Below are 19,168 nucleotides of genomic sequence, written 5' to 3'. Positions count from 1 at the left end.
GAAGAAATCGTGGAGAACCTGATTGCGCTGCTGATCGCGGCGCCCCTGCTCGGAGCGGCCGTTCTGCTGTGCGGTGGCCGGCGGCTGGACGCCGTCGGCCACTGGATCGGCACGCTCCTGTCGTTCGTCTCCTTCGCCTTCGGTGTGGTCCTCTTCGCCGACCTGCTCGGCAGGGGCGCCGAGGACCGGACCCTGACGAGCCATCTGTTCAGCTGGATCCAGGTCGAGGGCTTCCAGGCGGACGTCGCCTTCCGCCTCGACCAGTTGTCGATGACGTTCGTCCTGCTGATCACCGGCGTCGGCTCGCTGATCCACGTGTACTCGATCGGGTACATGGAGCACGACGAGCGCCGCCGCCGCTTCTTCGGCTATCTGAACCTGTTCCTCGCGGCGATGCTGCTGCTCGTCCTCGCCGACAACTACCTGCTGCTGTACGTCGGCTGGGAGGGCGTCGGTCTCGCCTCGTACCTGCTGATCGGCTTCTGGCAGCACAAGCCCAGCGCCGCCACCGCGGCGAAGAAGGCCTTCCTGGTCAACCGCGTCGGCGACATGGGCCTGTCCATCGCGATCATGCTGATGTTCTTCTGGTTCGGCACCTTCGCCTTCGGGCCGCTGCTCGGCGGCGAGGGCGAGGCCGGTCTCGCCGGGGACGCGAGCGAGGGCAAGCTCACCGCGATCGGCCTGATGCTGCTGCTCGCCGCGTGCGGCAAGTCCGCCCAGGTGCCGCTGCAGTCCTGGCTCGGGGACGCGATGGAGGGCCCGACCCCGGTCTCCGCCCTCATCCACGCCGCGACGATGGTGACCGCGGGCGTCTACCTGATCGTCCGCTCCGGCGCCATCTTCGACGCGGCGCCCGACGCACAGCTGGTCGTCACGATCGTCGGGGCCGTCACGCTCCTGTTCGGTGCGATCGTCGGTTGCGCGAAGGACGACATCAAGAAGGCACTGGCCGGCTCGACCATGTCGCAGATCGGCTACATGGTCCTCGCCGCGGGCCTCGGCCCCATCGGCTACGTCTTCGCGATCATGCACCTGGTGACGCACGGCTTCTTCAAGGCCGGGCTGTTCCTCGGCGCCGGTTCCGTCATGCACGGCATGAACGACGAGGTCGACATGCGCAAGTACGGCGGTCTGCGCAAGTACATGCCGGTCACCTTCGTGACGTTCGGCCTGGGCTACCTCGCCATCATCGGCTTCCCGGGCCTGTCCGGCTTCTTCTCCAAGGACAAGATCATCGAGGCGGCGTTCGCCAAGGGCGGCACCGAGGGCTGGATCCTCGGCGCCTGCGCCCTGCTCGGCGCGGCCATCACCGCCTACTACATGACGCGCGTGATGCTGATGACGTTCTTCGGCGAGGAGCGCTGGCGGCACACGAAGACCGCCTCGCCGGCCGAGCCCAGCGCGGAGCCCGCCGCCGAGACCCACGGCGAGCACGCGGAGCCGCACCCGCACGAGTCGCCCAAGGTCATGACGATCCCCATGATCGTGCTGGCGATCGGGTCGGTCGCGGGCGGTGCGTTCTTCAGCATCGGCGACCGCTTCGTGCACTGGCTCGAGCCCATCACCGGGCACGCGCACGGCAATCCGCCGATCAGCGCGGCCACCGTCACGGGTGCGACCGTCGCGTGCATGGTCATCGGCGTCGCCCTCGCCTGGGCCCAGTACGGCAGGCGCCCGGTCCCGGCGGTCGCCCCGCGCGGGTCGCTGCTCACCCGGGCCGCCCGGCGCGACCTGTACCAGGACGACTTCAACCACGTCGTCCTCGTCCGCGGCGGCGAGCACCTCACCCGCTCCCTGGTCTACGTCGACCACACCCTGGTCGACGGTGTCGTCAACGGCACGGCGGCCTCGGTCGGCGGCCTGTCCGGACGGATGCGCAGGCTCCAGAACGGCTTCGCGCGGTCGTACGCGGTCTCGATGTTCGGCGGTGCGGCGGTCCTCGTCGCCGCGACCCTGCTGATGAGGGCGGTCTGATACCGATGTCCTTTCCCCTGCTGACAGCCACGGCGGCGCTCCCGGCGATCGGGGCGATCGCCACCGCCGCCGTGCCGGCCGCCCGGCGCACCGCCGCCAAATGGCTGGCGCTGTTCTTCTCCCTCGGCACACTCGCCCTCGCGATCGCCGTCCTGGTCCGGTTCGACCCGGACGGCGACCGCTACCAGCTCACCGAATCGCACTCCTGGATCTCCGACTTCGGGGTCCGCTACGAACTCGGCGTGGACGGCATCGGGGTGGCGCTCGTCGCGCTGACGGCCCTGTTGATCCCGTTCATCGTCCTCGCCGGATGGCACGACGCCGACCCGCTGGAGACGGGCAGCAGGAGGTGGCGGCCGACGCAGGGCTTCTTCGCCCTGATCCTGGCCGTCGAGGCGATGGTGATCCTCTCCTTCGAGGCCACCGACGTCTTCCTCTTCTACATCTTCTTCGAGGCCATGCTCATCCCGATGTACTTCCTCATCGGCGGCTTCGGGGACCGTGCCCACGAGCACGGGGAGAAGGTGGCGTCGACGCAGCGGTCGTACGCCGCGGTGAAGTTCCTCCTCTACAACCTGGTCGGCGGACTGATCATGCTGGCCGCGGTGATCGGCCTGTACGTCGTCGCCGGGAACTTCAGCCTCCAGGAGATCGCCGAGGCCCGCGCCAACGGCTCGCTGGACATGGCGACGAACACCGAACGCTGGCTGTTCCTCGGCTTCTTCTTCGCCTTCGCGGTGAAGGCGCCGCTGTGGCCGCTGCACACCTGGCTGCCGAACGCGATGCAGGAGGCCACCGCCCCGGTCGCCGTCCTCATCACGGCGGTCGTCGACAAGGTCGGCACCTTCGCGATGCTCCGCTTCTGCCTCCAGCTCTTCCCGGAGGCCAGCAAGTGGGCCACGCCCGCCATCCTGGTGCTGGCGCTGATCAGCATCATCTACGGGGCGCTGCTCGCGGTCGGCCAGCGGGACATCAAGCGCCTGATCGCGTACGCGTCGATCTCGCACTTCGGCTTCATCATCATGGGCATCTTCGCGATGACCAGCCAGGGCCAGTCCGGGGCGACGCTGTACATGGTCAACCACGGCATCTCGACGGCCGCGCTGATGCTGGTCGCCGGATTCCTGATCTCGCGGCGCGGCTCGCGGCTCATCGCCGACTACGGCGGTGTGCAGAAGGTCGCCCCGGTGCTCGCCGGCACCTTCCTGATCGGCGGCCTCGCGACCCTGTCGCTGCCGGGTCTCGCGCCGTTCGTCAGCGAGTTCCTGGTCCTCGTCGGCACGTTCACGCGCTATCCGGCGATCGGCGTCATCGCGACCTTCGGCATCGTGCTCGCCGCGCTCTACACCCTCGTCCTGTACCAGCGGACGATGACGGGCCCGGTGAAGCCGGAGGTCTCCGCGATGCCGGACCTGCGGGTGCGGGAGATCGCGGTCGTCGCCCCGCTCGTCGTCCTGCTGGTCTTCCTGGGCGTCTACCCGAAGCCCGTCACGGACATCGTGAACCCGGCGGTCAAGCAGACCTTGTCCGACGTACAGAAGAAGGACCCCCAGCCCGAGGTGGAGGCGGCCAAGTGAGCGCATCAGCCGTCCACAGCCTGTGGACAACCGCGGCCGATCCGATCTCGAAGATCGACACGCCGAAGATCGAGTACGGACAGCTCTCGCCCACCCTGATCGTCGTCGGCGCGGCGCTCGTCGGGGTGCTGATCGAGGCCGTCGTCCCGCGCAGGTCCCGGTACTACGCGCAGGTGTTCACCGCCGTCGTGGCGCTCGTCGCGTCCTTCGCCGCGGTCGTGGCGCTCGCCGCCGGCGGGTACGCCACGACCAAGTCGGGCATCGCCGCGATGGGCGCGATCGCCGTCGACGGACCGGCCCTGTTCCTGCAGGGCACGATCCTGCTGACGGCCCTCGTCGGCCTGTTCACCTTCGCCGAGCGCCGGCTCGACCCGGCGGCGCACGGCAACCGCGTCGACTCCTTCGCGGCCCAGGCCGCGTCCGTGCCGGGCAGCGACAGCGAGAAGGCCGCCGTGAAGGCGGGGTTCACCACCACCGAGGTGTTCCCCCTGCTGATGTTCGCCGTCGCGGGCATGCTGATCTTCCCGTCGGCCAACGATCTGCTGACCCTGTTCATCGCGCTGGAGGTCTTCTCCCTCCCGCTGTACCTGATGTGCGCGCTGGCCCGCCGCAAGCGGCTCATGTCGCAGGAGGCCGCGGTCAAGTACTTCCTGCTGGGAGCCTTCGCGTCCGCGTTCACCCTGTTCGGCATCGCCCTGCTGTACGGCTACGCGGGCTCGGTGTCCTACGGCACGATCGCGCGGGTCGTCGACGGCACCGTCACCGACGTCACCCCGGCCCTGGCGGACACCATGGGCAACGACGCGCTGCTGCTCATCGGCTCGGCGCTGATCGTCATGGGGCTGCTGTTCAAGGTGGGCGCGGTGCCGTTCCACATGTGGACGCCGGACGTCTACCAGGGCGCCCCGACGCCGGTGACCGGCTTCATGGCCGCGGCGACGAAGGTGGCCGCGTTCGGCGCCCTGCTGCGCATCCTGTACGTCGTGCTTCCCGGCCTGCGCTGGGACTGGCGGCCGGTCATGTGGGCCGTGGCGATCGTCACCATGCTGGGCGGCGCGATCATCGCGATCACCCAGACCGACATCAAGCGGCTCCTGGCGTACTCGTCGATCGCGCACGCCGGGTTCATCCTCGCCGGTGTCATCGCGACCACGCCGGACGGGGTGTCGTCCGTCCTCTTCTACCTGGGCGCTTACTCGTTCGTCACGATCGGCGCGTTCGCGGTGGTGACGCTGGTGCGCGACGCCGGCGGCGAGGCGACGCACCTGTCCAAGTGGGCCGGTCTGGGCCGCCGCTCGCCGCTGGTCGCGGCGGTCTTCGCGGTGTTCCTGCTGGCCTTCGCGGGCATCCCGCTGACCTCCGGCTTCGCCGGGAAGTTCGCCGTGTTCAAGGCGGCGGCCGAGGGCGGGGCTGCCCCGCTGGTCGTGGTCGGTGTGATCTCGTCCGCGATCGCCGCGTTCTTCTACATCCGGGTCATCGTGCTGATGTTCTTCAGCGAGCCGACGCCCGAGGGACCGACGGTCGCGGTGCCGTCCCCGCTGACGATGACGGCGATCGGCGTGGGCGTGGCCGTGACCCTGGTGCTGGGTGTGGCGCCCCAGTACTTCCTGGACCTGGCGAGCCAGGCGGGCGTCTTCGTCCGCTGACCGAGCCCCACGCGGACGGCCCGGCTCCCCTCGTGGGAGCCGGGCCGCTCCCGTCCCGAGGGGGTGAGCCTGTGGATAACTCGGAGGGCTGTCGGTGCGGACCCCTATCGTGGAGGCAGTGGTCGAGGGACGACGGGCGGGGGACACGGCGATGGGTGCGACGGGCGTGATCAGCGAGATGCCAGCGGTGACCGAGGCGGACCGGGCGGGCGACAGCGAGGCGCTGGCCGCGCTCCACCGCGTCTTCGGATACGAGGCCTTCCGGGGCGAGCAGGAAGCCGTCATCGAGCATGTCGTGGCCGGCGGTGACGCGGTCGTGCTCATGCCGACCGGCGGCGGCAAGTCGCTCTGCTACCAGATCCCCTCCCTGGTCAGACCCGGTACGGGTGTCGTGATCTCCCCGCTGATCGCCCTCATGCAGGACCAGGTGGACGCCCTGCGGGCGCTCGGCGTGCGCGCCGGGTTCATCAACTCCACGCAGGACTTCGACGAGCGCCGCGTGATGGAGGCGCAGTACGTCGCCGGCGAGCTCGACCTGCTCTACCTCGCCCCCGAGCGACTGCGGCTCGACGCGACGCTGGAGCTGCTCTCCCGCGGCAAGATCTCGGTCTTCGCCATCGACGAGGCGCACTGCGTGTCCCAGTGGGGCCACGACTTCCGCCCCGACTACCTCGCCCTGTCCCTGCTGGGCGAGCGCTGGCCGGACGTGCCCCGGATCGCGCTGACGGCGACGGCGACCCGGGCCACCCACCAGGAGATCACCCAGCGGCTGGGCATGCCGGACGCCCGGCACTTCGTGGCCAGCTTCGACCGGCCCAACATCCAGTACCGGATCGTGCCGAAGGCCGACCCGAAGAAGCAGCTGCTGAGCTTCCTGCGCGAGGAGCACGCGGGCGACGCGGGCATCGTGTACTGCCTTTCCCGCAAGTCGGTCGATGCGACCGCCGAGTTCCTCTCCCGCAACGGCATCGAGGCGATCCCGTACCACGCGGGCCTCGACGCGGGCACCCGCGCGGCGCACCAGTCCCGGTTCCTGCGGGAGGAGGGCCTGGTCGTGGTGGCGACCATCGCTTTCGGCATGGGCATCGACAAGCCGGATGTGCGGTTCGTCGCCCACCTCGACCTGCCCAAGTCCGTCGAGGGCTACTACCAGGAGACCGGCCGGGCCGGGCGGGACGGCCTGCCCTCCACGGCGTGGATGGCCTACGGCCTCAACGACGTCATCCAGCAGCGCAAGATGATCCAGCTCGGCGAGGGGGACGAGGCGTTCCGGCGCCGTGCGGGCGCGCATCTGGACTCGATGCTGGCCCTGTGCGAGACGGTCCAGTGCCGGCGCGCCCAGCTGCTCGCCTACTTCGGCCAGGACCCCGAGGCGGGCGCCTGCGGCAACTGCGACACCTGCCTGACACCGCCCGAGACCTGGGACGGCACCGTGGCCGCGCAGAAGGTGCTGTCGACGGTCGTCCGGCTGCAGCGGGAGCGGGGGCAGAAGTTCGGCGCGCTGCAGATCGTCGACATCCTGCTGGGCCGGCGCACCGCCAAGGTCATCCAGTTCGACCACGACCAGCTCTCCGTGTTCGGCATCGGCGAGGAGCTGACCGAGGGCGAGTGGCGGGGCGTCATCCGGCAGCTGCTGGCGCAGGGCCTGCTCGCCGTCGAGGGGGAGTACGGCACGCTGGTGCTGACCGAGGACAGCGGCTCGGTGCTGCGGCGGGAGCGGGAGGTGCCGCTGCGCAAGGAGCCCAAGCGGCCGGCGTCCTCGCGGTCGGCGTCCGGATCCGGCCGCGGCGAGCGCAAGGCGAAGGCCGCCGTCGCCGAGCTGCCGCAGGAACTGGTCCCGGCCTTCGAGGCCCTGCGCGCCTGGCGGGCCGAGCAGGCCCGGGAGCAGGGCGTCCCGGCCTACGTCATCTTCCACGACGCCACGCTCCGCGAGATCGCCACGGTGTGGCCCACGTCGGTGGCCGAGCTGGGCGGGATCAGCGGCGTCGGCGAGAAGAAGCGGGCGACGTACGGCGAAGGGGTGGTCGAGGTCCTGGCCGGCCTGACCGCACCGGCACCCGGGTCCATCCCGCAGCCCACCTCGCAGCCGGCCTCGCAGTCCGCTCCGGACGCCCCCGACGACTGGCCGATGGAGGAGCCGGAGCCCGACGGCTGGGAGTGAGGGCGGCCCCCGGCCCTAGGCCCTAGGAGAGCGTCAGGAGTCCCGGCGCGAAGGTGATCAGCAGGGGGACCAGCGGGACCAGCGCCGCCAGGGTCGTGGTGAGGGCGCGGTCGCGGCGGCCCAGGCGCGGGGGCGGCTGGAGAAGGCGGTCGACACGCTCGCCCAGCAGCCGGTGGGTGGAGGCGCAGGACAGCACGCCCCGGTGCTGGTTGAGCTCGATCAGGGCCAGGGCCGTCGTCAGATGGCCGCAGCGGCGGGAGGCCGTGTCGTCGGCGGCCAGTTCGACCAGGCGGTGGGTCTGGTCGCAGAAGTGGGCGAACAGCGGGACACGGGGGAAGCCGGTGGCGAGCGCGGTGGACAGGTGCAGCAGCCAGTCGTGGTGGGCGCGGGCGTGGCCCCGCTCATGGGTGAGGACGGCGTCGAGCTGGTGGTCGGTGAGGCGGTGCAGGGCACCGGTCGTGACGATCAGCTGCGGCGGACTGCCCGGCATCCACCAGGCGTCCGGGTACTCGTCCTCGAGGACCAGCAGCGGGCCGCGCGTGGAGCCGAGGCCGGCCGGCAGATCGGGGGCGCGCTCGCGCAGCTGGGCCCGCGCACGGCCGCGCCGCCTGCGCGCCTCGGCCAGCTCCCGCCCGAGCATCGCGGTCGTCCAGGCCGCCCCGCAGGCCAGGAGGAGGGTGAGGAGCGCGGCCCAGGCCGGGGCGGCGGAGAGGTCGTACGCCTCCGTCACGGACGGCGGCGCCGGGGCGAACAGCTGGGCGCGGGCGGTGCCGAAGACGGCGGCGGTGCCCAGCGCGAGCGCCGTCAGGCAGCACAGCAGCACGGTGGCGACGAGGCACTGCCACACCCACAGCGCGACCACGGGGTCCCGTTCCGGCCAGGCGGCCCGGGTCAGGACGCGCGGGACGGGGATGGCGGCCGTCAGGCCGACGATGCTCAGCAGGAGCAGGCAGACGGTCATGCCAGGGGCTCCGGATCCTGGTCAGGGACAGCGCGCGGACGTCGGTGCGGGGCGGTGGGCCGCGGGAATCCCGAGGGGTGCGCTTCCCACCGCCAGCCAGTATGACGGTGCGGCCCGCGGGAGTCAGCGGGAAAGAGCCGACGGATCCACGGGCGTGCCCCGCCCACCCGGCGGTCGCGCCTCAGCCGGCCACGATCCGTCCGGTGACCTCGCCGAGGCCCACCCGTACCCCGCCCGGGCCGGGCGCCCACGCGGACAGGGTGACGACATCGCCGTCCTCCAGGAACGTGCGCTTGCCGTCGGGGAGTTCGAGCGGGTCGCGGCCGTTCCAGGTCAGCTCCAGGAGGGAGCCGCGCTCACGCTCGGTGGGGCCGCTGACCGTGCCGGAGCCGTACAGGTCGCCGGTGCGCAGGGAGGCACCGTTCACCGTCATGTGGGCGAGCTGCTGGGCGGCCGTCCAGTACATGGTGGAGAAGGGCGGCTCGGAGACGACGTGGCCGTTGATCGCCACGGAGATACGCAGGTCGTAGCCGCCGGGTTCGGTCTCGTCGCCGGAGTCGTCGAGGTATGGCAGCAGCGGGTGCGTGCGCTCGGGCGGCGCCGTCCTGGCCTCGTCCAGGGCGTCCAGCGGGGTGATCCAGGCCGACACCGACGTGGCGAAGGACTTGCCGAGGAAGGGGCCGAGGGGGACGTACTCCCACGCCTGGATGTCACGCGCCGACCAGTCGTTGAGCAGGCACAGGCCGAACACGTGCTCCCGGAAGTCGCCCAGTGGGACGGGCGCGCCCATCGCGGACGGCGTGCCCACCACGAAGCCGACCTCGGCCTCGATGTCCAGGCGGACGGACGGCCCGAAGACGGGGGCCGGGTCGGTGGGCGCCTTGCGCTGGCCCGAGGGCCGTACGACGTCCGTGCCGGAGACGACGACCGTGCCGGAGCGGCCGTGGTAGCCGATCGGCAGGTGCTTCCAGTTGGGGGTGAGGGAGTCCTCGGCGTTGGGGCGGAAGATCTGGCCGACGTTCCGCGCGTGGTTCTCGGAGGCGTAGAAGTCGACGTAGTCCGCGACGTCGAACGGAAGGTGCAGCGTCACGGAGGAGAGCGGGTGGAACAGCTCCGCGATGGCCTCCTGGTGCGCCGGCACCGTGACCCAGGCGGTCAGCGCCCGCCGTACGTCGGACCAGGTGGTGCGGCCCGCGGCGAGCAGCGCGTTCAGCGACTCCTGGGCGAGCAGCGGGGCGTACGGCGAGCCGAGCGCCTGGGCCGCCCTGCCCGCGTCGAGGACGTGGTCGCCGAGCCGGACGCCCACCCGGCGCGCGGAGTCCGGGCCCGGGAGGGAGAAGACGCCGTACGGAAGGTTGTGCGCGCCGAAGGGGTCGCCCTCGGGGAGATCGAAGGGGGGCATGGGGTACTGCCTCACTCTCATACGCTCCGTAAGCCATGTGGTCGGGCCCACGTTACGGGTGAGGTGGCGGTCTTGGGCAGGGTGAATCCTCCGGGCAGGCGATCGGCTTCCCCCCAGGTCGCCGCGGTCGGCCGTCCTCTTCACCGGGCGACGGGCCCCAACTCGGCGTCCGTACCGCCCTCGAAGATCTCGTAGGGGCGAAACCGCCATAAACGGGCGCGAGTTGTGCGGGCTCGGACACAAGTGGGACCGGAACCGGTGTCAACTCATGTGAACAGAGCAGCCGTCCGGTTCAGGTCGAGTCGAGGGGGCTTCCTGTCCGTATTCTCTGATCATGGCCGCACCGATCGCATATTCACTCATCGCCACTGACCTGGACGGGACCCTCCTGCGAGGTGACGACACGCTCTCCGACCGGTCGCTCGCGGCACTCGCGCAGGCGGCGGTGGCCGGTGCCCAGCACCTCGTGGTGACGGGACGGCCGGCACCCCGGGTGCGGCCCCTCCTGGACGTCATGGGCAGCAGGGGACTGGCGGTGTGCGGACAGGGCGCGCAGCTGTACGACGCCGGGCGGGACCGGCTGCTGTGGTCCATCACCCTGGAGCGGGACCTGGCGGAGACCGCCCTCGGCAAGATCGAGGCCGAGGTGGGGCAGGTGTACGCGGCGGTCGACCAGGACGGTGCCGACGGGCTCACGCTCATCGAACCGGGCTATCTGATGCCCCACCCGACCCTGCCGGCCGTGCGGGTGCGGCACCGCGACGACCTGTGGTGCGAGCCGATCAGCAAGGTGCTGCTGCGCCATCCGACGCTGTCGGACGACGAGTTGGCGGCGACGGCCCGCGCGGTGGTGGGCTCGCTGGCGACGGTCACCATGTCGGGGCCGGGGACCGTCGAACTCCAGCCATGCGGCGTCACGAAGGCGACGGGCCTCGCGCTCGCCGCCGAGCATCTCGGCCTGGGTCCCCACGAGACCATCGCCTTCGGGGACATGCCCAACGACATCCCCATGTTCGACTGGGCGGCGCACGGTGTGGCGATGGCCAACGCACACCCCGAACTCAAGGCGGTGGCGGACGAGATCACCTTGTCCAACGAGGACGACGGCATCGCCGTCGTCCTCGAGGGACTGTTCGCCCGCAGCCTGGCCCAGTTCCGCTATTGATGGGTGCTGCAGAAGGCTCAGTAGGGGCCGTTCACGTTGTCGATCGAGCCGTAGCGCGCGGCCGCGTAGTTGCAGGCGGCCGTGATGTTGGCGACCGGGTCGAACGGGTCGTACGCGGTGCCCGGCACGTGGTAGGTCGCGAAGGTCGGGTCGATGACCTGGAGGAGACCCTTGGACGGGGTGCCCGCCACGGCGTTGGAGTCCCAGTTGTTGATGGCGGCCGGGTTGCCCGACGACTCGCGCATGATGTTGCGGTGGATGCCCTCGTAGGAACCGGGGATCCCCTTCTGCGCCATGATGTCGAGCGCCTCGCGGATCCAGCCGTCGAGGTTGTCGGCGTACGTCTTCACGGAGGCCTGGGTGGCCTGGGCGACGGCGGACTTCTTGACGGGCGCGGACGCCGTGTTCGTCTCGGCCTTGGCCGGCGCGGCCTTCTTCGCGGACCGGACCTTCAGGTCGACGCCCGGGTGGATCAGCCGGGGGTTGTCGCCGATGGCCGCGCGGTTGTCCTTGTAGAGCTGTCGCCAGCCGCCCTGGGCGTCGTAGCGGTCGGCGATCCCGTACAGGGTGTCGCCCTTCTTGGTGGTGTAGCTGACGGAGCCGACCTTGGCCACGGTGGGGGCCTTGCCGGGCTCGGCGGCGCTCGCGGTGGTCGCGGCCAGCAGGGGGAGCGCGAGAGCGGCGGTACCGGTACCGGCGGCGATGACGCGCCGGGTGAACGGGCTGGTACGGGTGCGACGGTGCTTGCCTCGGGACATGGCGCTGTTCGTTCCTCTCCGGCGCCTGCGAGGTGAGCTGTCGGGTTCGGGCGGGAGATGCCCGGTCACACCGTCGTTCGACGACGTGACTTCACCCCTAGCCGTTCCGGCGCGCCATCGAGGCGTGCGGTACGGCGACTTACCTGGGTCCCCCGCTCCTGCCGTGCGGTGCGTTGCGTAGGTGGATGACTCGGGCGGCGGCAGGATTCGGCGTCCGCCCGACAGAGCGGGAACGTATGCGAGAGCACATGTCTGGAACAAGTGCCGCAATCACCTGACGTGCTAATTGACCATGGTCTGAGGCGTATGGGGCGCTTGATCCTTTGCGGTTGCCAATTCTCAACTCGCTTTTCTGGCAAGGGGACGAAGGCTTCCCGTGGGGGAGGTGCCGACGGGTGGCCGCGTGACCCAACTCACGGCGATCACAACAACGGCAAATCGGGCAATGGCTCCAACTCCCCTGTTATTGCCTGGCCGTGGAGGGCTCACTGTCAAGGTGTCCATCTGTCCCCTTGGGTCCGGAGAGTCCGTTTTATGGGGCAGGAACCCCGCCCTTCGTGCCGTTCGTTGAGGGGGCGTGGAGGCGTCCGGAGGGCGGGTCGGGGTAGGCGGAGGCGGGGGGCGTACAGGCTTGCGGGCCGGCCCCCGCAGGGTCGAACCGGATTTCGATTCGCGGAGGGATGGAGAGCGGTCGGCTACTCACAGTGACGTACCGATAAATCGATGAATGTCCATCCTCATCGGGTGATCAAAAAACATACCGACCGTGGACCGATGTCGGCCGTGGTGGACGGGTGGGCGGCATCGGTGATCGAAACGTGACCGGATACGCTGACTTGAGTGATGGCAGCGACCTATCGACAAACCGTGTAACCAGCCGAAAGACACCAGCAGACAGGAGACCCCTCGTGACCGTCGTCGGGCCGTTCGGGCTGAGCGTGCGGGACCAGGCTCTGGAAGCCGATGTCCAGGCCGGATTGGCGGCTGTCGAGGAGGGACTGCTCGAAGCCACCAAGAGTGAGGTCCCCTTCATCACCGGGGCCGCCCAGCACCTGGTGCGGGCGGGTGGGAAGCGCTTCCGGCCGCTGCTGGTGATGCTCGCCGCGCGCTTCGGGGACCCGTACGCCCCGGGGATCGTGCCGTCGGCCGTGGTGGTGGAGCTGACCCACCTGGCGACGCTGTACCACGACGACGTGATGGACGAGGCCGAGGTCCGGCGCGGGGTCGACAGCGCGAACACCCGCTGGGGGAACTCCGTCGCGGTCCTCACCGGCGACTTCCTCTTCGCGCGCGCCTCGCACATCCTGGCCGACCTCGGGCCCGAGGCGGTCCGGGTGCAGGCCGAGGCGTTCGAGCGGCTGGTCACGGGCCAGATCCTGGAGACGGCCGGACCGCAGGACGGCCGGGACCCCGTGGAGCACTACCTCGACGTGCTGAGCGGGAAGACCGGGTCGCTGGTGGCGGTCTCCTGCCGCTTCGGGGCGATGATGTCGGGCGCCGACGAGACCGTGGTCGACGTGCTCACCCAGTACGGGGAGCGGCTCGGCGTGGCCTTCCAGCTGGCGGACGACGTCCTGGACATCGCGAGCGACTCCCACGAGTCCGGGAAGACGCCCGGCACCGATCTGCGCGAGGGCATCCCGACCCTGCCCGTGCTGCGCCTGCGGGAGCGCGCGGAGCGGCTGGGGCTGCCGGAGGACATCGCCCTGTGCGAGCTGCTGGCCTCCGACCTGAGCGACGACGCCCGGCTCGCGGAGGCGCTGGCCGCCCTGCGGGAGCACCCGGCGCTGGAGCAGGCCCGGCGGGACACCGTCCGCTACGCGGAGGATGCGCGCGCCGCGCTGGCGCCCCTGCCGGAGAACGACGCGAAGGCCGCCCTGATGGAGCTGTGCGACGCCGTGGTGCACCGCGCCGGCTGAGACGCCCCCAAGGCCGCCGCGGCCGCCGTTCCCCCCACCCCACCCCTCGACCCCTACGGGTCGGGGGGACGTCCACCCCTCCGGCGTCATACCGCAGGTGTACGCGGAGTTGGCTCCGCAGGCTGACGAAACTCCCTGACCGATTTGGTCAGATGGACATCACGGAAAACACCACTCCTCACCGATTCGGGTGAGAATGGCGGCTCAGGGGTGGACCTTGGCGGGTCAGGGGACTCGCGGGCGACAGACGAACGGACGGCCGCCGCCGACGACGGAGGTAGGGCACACATGGCACCGTACGAAGTCGACGACAGTACGACCGCGGGGGAGGGCGACGACCCGCGCGCGGGCCGGCGCAAGGCCGCTCGGTACGTCGTCCCGGTCACGGTGGTGGGGATCGCGGCGGCGACGATCGGGCTGGTCCCGGCGCTCGCCGACGCCGGGGACCCGGACCTGCCGGACCTCACCGCGCAGCAACTGGTCGAGAAGATCGCCCAGTCGGACGTCCAGCAGCTGTCCGGCACCTTCAAGATCACCACGGATCTGGGGCTGCCCGACCTCGGCGGGCTGGAGTCGGGTCTCACCTCGGGGCTCACCGGATCGGGCGCGGACGGCGGCTCCTCCGCCGACCCCTCGGCGAAGCTGACCGAGCTGGCCTCCGGCACGCACACCCTGCGGATCGCCGCCGACGGCGACGACCGGCAGAAGCTGTCCCTGGTGGACAAGTCCTCCGAGTACAGCCTCATCCACAACGGCAAGGACGTCTGGGGCTACGACAGCCGGTCCGACGAGGTCTTCCACGCCACCGCCGACAAGGCGGGGCAGGAGAAGGGCAAGGGCGAGGGTCAGGGTCACGGGAAGGCCGACGGGGTCCCCGCCACCCCCAAGGAGCTGACCGAGGAGGCCCTGAAGGCGGTCGACGACACGACGTCGGTCACCGTCGACGGCACCGCGCACGTCGCCGGCCGGGACGCCTACCGGCTGCTCATCGAGCCGAAGCAGTCGGGCACCACGGTCGGCGCGATCACCGTGGCCGTGGACGCGAAGACCGGGCTGCCGCTGAAGTTCACGCTGACCCCGGCCGGCGGGGGCGCCGCCGTGGTCGACGCCGGCTTCACCCAGGTCAGCTTCGCCAAGCCCGCCGCCTCCACCTTCGACTTCACGCCGCCCAAGGGCGCGAAGGTCACGGAGGAGGGCGACATGGACAAGGGCGCCCCGCGGCACGGCGGGGGCAGGTCCGAGGACGGCTTCCGCAAGGAGCTGGAGAAGGAGTTCGGCGCCGAGAACCCGAAGGGTTCGAAGGGCCCCCAGGGTGGTCCCGAGATCATCGGCGAGGGCTGGAGCACGGTGGCGGTCTTCGACACCGGCGGTAAGGGCGTCCCGTCGGGCGCCGAGGTCGGCGGCGACCTGGGCGGCTTCCTGGACTCCCTCGGCGACAAGGCCAGCGGGAAGTTCGGCTCGGGCACGGTGTTCTCGACGCGCCTGATCAACGCACTCGTCACCGACGACGGCAAGGTCTACGTCGGCGCCGTCGACAAGGCCACGCTGGTGAAGGCGGCCGACTCGGCCAAGTGACGCGACGAGCGGCCCGGCCCCCGTGCCGGGCCGCTCTGGCGCGCCATCACCTAGGGGTGCTCAGTCCGTCTCGTACGCGAAGCGCGCGAGCGGCGCGTCCTGGGCGAAGAACGTCTTGGCCCGGCTCAGGGCCCCGGTGTCCCGCAGCACGTCCCCGGGCTTGCTGCCGTTGCCGAGCAGCACTCCTCCGAAGCGCATCCCCATGTACGCGGCCGAGTTGTGGAGGGTGCCGATCAGCGGGTCGGCGACCACCGGCTCCTCGTGGGCGAGCGCGGTCACGCCCCAGAGCGTGCGTCCGGCCAGGGTGTCCTTGAAGTCGACGCCGGGTGTGCGCAGCCAGCCCGACCAGTGGTCGAGGTAGCGCTTGACGTGCGCGGACACCGAGTACCAGTACAGCGGCGAGACGATCACGACGTCCGTCGCCGCGAGGGTGGCGTCGAGCAGTACGGCCACGTTCCCCTCCGTCGGCCGCACATGGTCGCTGTCGTGGCGCAGGTCCTCGAAGTCGGGCAGCGGATGCGCCGCGAGGTCGATCCACCGTTGTTCCACGCTCTCGGGCAGTTGCTCGGCGGCCCGGCGGGCCAGCATCTCGGTGTTGCCGTCGGGGCGGCTGCTGCCGAGGACGAACAGGAAGCGGCGGGTCATGGGTCCCCCAGTGGACACGCGGAACAGGGCGTACAGCGGTTAAGCGCATCTGCATTATATGCGTATGCATGTAGCTGGCGTCCAGGGACCGAGCAGGCCCTCGGCCGCCTCCGCCACCGCGAGCAGCGCCGCCTCCCGCCCGTGCGCCGCCACCAGTTGCAGCCCGACGGGGCATCCGTCCGGCCCGAACCCGGCCGGGATGCTGATCGCCGGATGCCCGCTCAGATTGAACGCCCAGGTCAGCTCGGTGGAGTACCGCTCGCCGGGGCCGTCGTGACCGTGCGGCGGGGTGGGGGCCGTCGGCGTCAGGAGCAGGTGCGTCCGGCGGAAGAGAGCGGCGATCCGGCGGTCGTTGGCCGCTCGCAGGCGCCGGGCGGCCTCGGGGGAGCGGCCTGCCTCGGACCCGCGCAGGGCGAGCCACGCCGGAGCCGGATCGTCGAGCCGGAACGGTTCCCCCGTGTCCACGAGCCGCACCACACCGGCTTCGTGGAGTCGTACGGCGGCCGCGTGCGCCATCGCCACGACCTCCGGGTCGGGGGAGGCGAAGCCCAGGTCGGGGGACCAGAGGGCGGCGGCCGGAACGGACGGGCCGGGCGGCAGGGAGGGCCAGCCAGGCGGGCCGTGCGGCGAGGAGGGCGGGCCGGGCGGCGGGAAGGGCGGGGAGGCCGCGTCCCCAGACACCACGGCCCAGTAGGCCGCCGCGTCCGCGACGCTGCGCGTGAGCACGCCCGGTGCCATGAGCCCCGTGGAATCCCGGGTGGGGAAGCGCCCGTTGGTCGCCTTGAGACCGACCGCCCCGCACCAGGCCGCCGGAATGCGCACCGACCCGGCGCCGTCGTTCCCCGTGGCGAGCGGCACCAGCCCGGCCGCGACCGCCGCCGCCGAACCGGCCGACGAGCCGCCCGGCGTACGGTCGCGCCGCCAGGGGTTGACCGTACGGCCGTACCGGCCCGCCCCCCAGGTCTGCCACGGCGTCCCCGGCCCCGGCACGGACGTCGCACCCACCGGCACGCAGCCCGCCGCGAGCAGCGGGGCCGCCGTACGCAACCCGCCACGCCCCTTCACCCCGATCGGCACCCCGGCCAGTGGCGGCCGTTCGCCCGCGTCGATCCGGGCGTCCACCGCGCGCGCCCATGCCCCCGCCCGCTCCTCCCACACCTCGGCGAACGCGGACAGGGCCGGGTCGACGCGCTCGATCCGGTCGAGGGCGTCCGCGATCACGTCGACCGCACGCACGGCGCCCGCGTGGACGGCCGAGGCGATCGTCACGGCCGAGTGCGCCGAGAGGGGGCCGGGTCCCTCGGGGTCGGCTGGGCCGGGCGGAGGGGGCACGGGTCAGTGCCCGTGTCCGGTCAGCCGCGCCAGCGCCTCCGGCTGCCGGGGCGGGTGGTGCTCTCCGTACTGTCCGCCCTGCTCGCCCAGATCACCCAGACGCCAGTCCGGCATCCACGGCACCCGGTACACGTCGATCACCGACTCGATCACCCGGACCCGCTCGGCGAGCGGACGCGGCAGCCGGCCCGGAGCGTCCGCGACCAGGACGACGCCTTCGAGGTCCAGCCCCCGTGGCGTCGCCCCGCGCCGGAAGAGATCGAGGGCGCCCGGCACGGCGGCCAGGCCGGACGCGTGGGTGCGCGCGACCAGCAGGACGGAGTGCGGGTCGTCCGGGCCGGGCCACTCACGCCCGCAGTCCCGGCCGCCGTACACCGTCGCGAGGGTTGTGACGCCCGCTCCGCCGTGCAGACCGATCCACGAGAAGCGCCGGGGGGTGCCGGGCGGGAGCGGGGGCGGTGACGGCGGGCCGTCGGGGAGGGGGACCGGTCCGCGGAGCCAGATGTCCGGGCCCCGGCCGTACGGCCCCTGCTGTTCGCGCATGTCGGTGCCCATGCCCGCGCTCCTCCCTCGTCACGCCACGTTCCCGGCGCGCGGCACGTGAGGCATGAGAAGGCCGTGACGTGGCACAAGCTCCTGGAACGAGTCTGTGACGTCACGGTGACGCCCGCGCCGCCCGCGGCCGGAGAGACTCGACAGTACGTGGACGACGTCTTCGACGTTGACGACGTGTCCGACCTGAACGACCGCCTGCCCGGCGCATGCGAGTGAGGAAGCGATGTCTCGTCTCAGCCGCGCGATGAAGCGGGAACAGAAGCGTGCCGCCTCCGCCGAGCGCCCCGTGCCGCCGGCGCCGATCGACGTGCGCGTCCCGGCCGCCGGGCCCGGCGCGGGCACCTGTGCGTCCATCGGCGGGGTGCCCGTCACCGCGGCGCCCGGCGAGGAGATCCAGCGGGCCGTGCTGACCCACCTCCAGCGGATCGCCGTGGCCGCCGGACACCCGGTGTACGCGACGGTCCACGACGAGCGCATCGGTTACGTCGTGCCGCTGTGCGTGGAGCAGGACGGTTCGAGCCGCTACACGGCCGAGCCCCTGCGTACGGAACCTCCGCGCCCGCCGGTCGCTCCCGTGCCGCCCCTGCCGCCCGAGGAGGACCGGGCCACTCAGGTCCTCCGTCCGTCGCGGGAGCGGGTGCCCGAGGAAGAGGCGCCGCCCACGTTCCGGCTGCGCACGCTGTCCGGCCGGACGGACGAGGCGGTGGTCCCCGGCACGGTGGCGCCCCCGCTGGGGGAGTTCGGACCGCCGCCGTCGATGGAGGCACCGGCCCCGAACGCGTCATCGCCGGATGCCAGGGCCGTGGCCCCGGAACCGCAGCCGCTTCCGACCGCACCCGCCGCGCCGGGACGGCAGTCCCCGCCCGCCGTCCCGCCCACGCACCCGCTCCCCGTTTCCGACCCCGACCCGCAGCCCACGCCGCCCCGTGGCTTCGACGCCGTCGCCGAGACGGTGCTGGGCGACGGCGCGCGGCCCGGTGCCACCGCCGACGCCTCGCCCTTCGCCGAGCCGATGGCACGGGTGTACGAGGCGGTGGGCGAGGGACGGACCGGTGAGGCGGACGAACTCGTGCGGCGGACCGTGGCCGAGGCCGCGGCCCAGCTGGGCCCCGACCACGGCGAAGTGCTCCGGATGCGCGAACTCGCCGCCTATATCGCCTACTTGGCCGGGGAGCCGGAGCGTGCCTTCGGTCTGTCCCTCGACGTGGCGTGGGCGTACCGCCGGGCCGGGGACGCGGAGGCGGCGTACAGCGGCCTCCAGGGCGCGGCCACGGCCTGGCGGGCCGTCCGGGACCCCGCCCTCGGGCAGGACCTGGGCCGCGGCCTCCTCGGCCTGTGGAGCGACCTCGTGGCCGAGGGCGGTCCGGCCGCCGAGGAGGCGGAGGAACTGGAGTCGGCCCGGGCCCGTATGGACCGGCTGGCGGCACGAGCGGCCCGGGCCGAGGGGACCACCGGCGCCTAGGGTCTTGCGTCCGGATCAGGCCGGACCCCGCGAGCC

15 protein-coding genes and 1 riboswitch are annotated in these 19,168 nt (G+C 71.9%); of the genes, 9 read left to right on the top strand and 6 right to left on the bottom strand.

Translation table 11 applies throughout. The features are described 5' to 3' along the window. The first annotated feature begins 9 nt into the window (after positions 1–9). The 4 genes from nuoL to recQ all read left to right on the top strand — a co-directional run bounded on the left by nuoL (position 10) and on the right by recQ (position 7,358). Complete coding sequence (nuoL, locus tag ACFV46_RS03850; RefSeq protein ID WP_385496908.1) at positions 10–1,974, top strand: NADH-quinone oxidoreductase subunit L; 1,965 nt, start codon at positions 10–12, stop codon at positions 1,972–1,974. Positions 1,975–1,979: 5 nt separating this feature from the next. Beyond that, complete coding sequence (locus ACFV46_RS03845; RefSeq protein WP_376728942.1) at positions 1,980–3,551, top strand: NADH-quinone oxidoreductase subunit M; 1,572 nt, start codon at positions 1,980–1,982, stop codon at positions 3,549–3,551. Then, a complete protein-coding gene (gene nuoN / locus ACFV46_RS03840) occupies positions 3,548–5,197 on the top strand; it encodes an NADH-quinone oxidoreductase subunit NuoN (protein WP_361925549.1) in 1,650 nt (549 codons plus the stop codon). Before ACFV46_RS03845 ends, nuoN begins: the two co-directional genes overlap by 4 nt. A gap of 151 nt (positions 5,198–5,348) precedes the next feature. Continuing rightward, entirely contained in the window at positions 5,349–7,358 is a 2,010-nt protein-coding gene (gene recQ, locus ACFV46_RS03835; RefSeq protein WP_385496979.1) for a DNA helicase RecQ, read from the top strand. A gap of 22 nt (positions 7,359–7,380) precedes the next feature. Here recQ and ACFV46_RS03830 read toward each other — a convergent pair whose 3' ends face one another. After that, positions 7,381–8,319, bottom strand: coding sequence for a M56 family metallopeptidase (locus ACFV46_RS03830; RefSeq protein WP_376728944.1), 939 nt, complete (start codon positions 8,317–8,319; stop codon positions 7,381–7,383). A gap of 181 nt (positions 8,320–8,500) precedes the next feature. Then, the gene (gene fahA / locus ACFV46_RS03825) at positions 8,501–9,721 is read right to left on the bottom strand and encodes a fumarylacetoacetase (protein ID WP_385496906.1); all 1,221 of its coding nucleotides are present in this window, start codon (positions 9,719–9,721) and stop codon (positions 8,501–8,503) included. Positions 9,722–10,055: 334 nt separating this feature from the next. Between fahA and ACFV46_RS03820 the strand changes: the two genes are divergently transcribed. After that, positions 10,056–10,886 (top strand): HAD family hydrolase, encoded by an 831-nt coding sequence (locus ACFV46_RS03820; protein ID WP_376728946.1) that lies wholly within the window; start codon positions 10,056–10,058, stop codon positions 10,884–10,886. A 17-nt stretch (positions 10,887–10,903) separates the two neighbouring features. Here ACFV46_RS03820 and ACFV46_RS03815 read toward each other — a convergent pair whose 3' ends face one another. Further along, positions 10,904–11,644 (bottom strand): transglycosylase SLT domain-containing protein, encoded by a 741-nt coding sequence (locus tag ACFV46_RS03815; RefSeq protein ID WP_385496904.1) that lies wholly within the window; start codon positions 11,642–11,644, stop codon positions 10,904–10,906. A 7-nt stretch (positions 11,645–11,651) separates the two neighbouring features. Continuing rightward, positions 11,652–11,825, bottom strand: a riboswitch (cyclic di-AMP (ydaO/yuaA leader). 727 nt (positions 11,826–12,552) lie between these two features. Here ACFV46_RS03815 and ACFV46_RS03810 point away from each other — a divergent pair. Together ACFV46_RS03810 and ACFV46_RS03805 are read left to right on the top strand one after the other, a co-directional pair. Further along, complete coding sequence (locus ACFV46_RS03810) at positions 12,553–13,563, top strand: polyprenyl synthetase family protein (RefSeq protein ID WP_283287159.1); 1,011 nt, start codon at positions 12,553–12,555, stop codon at positions 13,561–13,563. Between the two features lie 288 nt (positions 13,564–13,851). Then, positions 13,852–15,138: an outer membrane lipoprotein carrier protein LolA gene (locus ACFV46_RS03805; protein WP_385496903.1), complete on the top strand. Its 1,287-nt coding sequence runs from the start codon at positions 13,852–13,854 to the stop codon at positions 15,136–15,138. A 60-nt stretch (positions 15,139–15,198) separates the two neighbouring features. Here ACFV46_RS03805 and ACFV46_RS03800 read toward each other — a convergent pair whose 3' ends face one another. From ACFV46_RS03800 to ACFV46_RS03790, 3 genes are all read right to left on the bottom strand, one after another. Continuing rightward, entirely contained in the window at positions 15,199–15,783 is a 585-nt protein-coding gene (locus tag ACFV46_RS03800) for a flavodoxin family protein (RefSeq protein ID WP_385496902.1), read from the bottom strand. Between the two features lie 54 nt (positions 15,784–15,837). Continuing rightward, on the bottom strand, positions 15,838–17,052 hold the full coding sequence (locus tag ACFV46_RS03795) for an amidase (RefSeq protein WP_385496901.1): 1,215 nt from the start codon (positions 17,050–17,052) through the stop codon (positions 15,838–15,840). A gap of 66 nt (positions 17,053–17,118) precedes the next feature. Beyond that, a complete protein-coding gene (locus ACFV46_RS03790; protein WP_385496900.1) occupies positions 17,119–17,670 on the bottom strand; it encodes a DUF6668 family protein in 552 nt (183 codons plus the stop codon). A 63-nt stretch (positions 17,671–17,733) separates the two neighbouring features. On the opposite strand from ACFV46_RS03790, the gene ACFV46_RS03785 reads away from it, so the two are divergent. Then, positions 17,734–17,886, top strand: a complete 153-nt coding sequence (locus tag ACFV46_RS03785) for a hypothetical protein (RefSeq protein ID WP_361925567.1) — start codon at positions 17,734–17,736, stop codon at positions 17,884–17,886. A 7-nt stretch (positions 17,887–17,893) separates the two neighbouring features. Further along, positions 17,894–19,132 (top strand): tetratricopeptide repeat protein, encoded by a 1,239-nt coding sequence (locus tag ACFV46_RS03780; protein WP_385496899.1) that lies wholly within the window; start codon positions 17,894–17,896, stop codon positions 19,130–19,132. Positions 19,133–19,168 lie beyond the last annotated feature (36 nt).

Origin of the sequence: Streptomyces sp. NPDC059852 (assembly GCF_042731455.1) — a bacterium.
Taxonomy (GTDB): Bacteria; Actinomycetota; Actinomycetes; order Streptomycetales; family Streptomycetaceae; genus Streptomyces.
The sequence above is the reverse complement of the archived record's forward strand: the minus strand, read 5'-3'. Positions and strand labels throughout refer to the sequence as shown.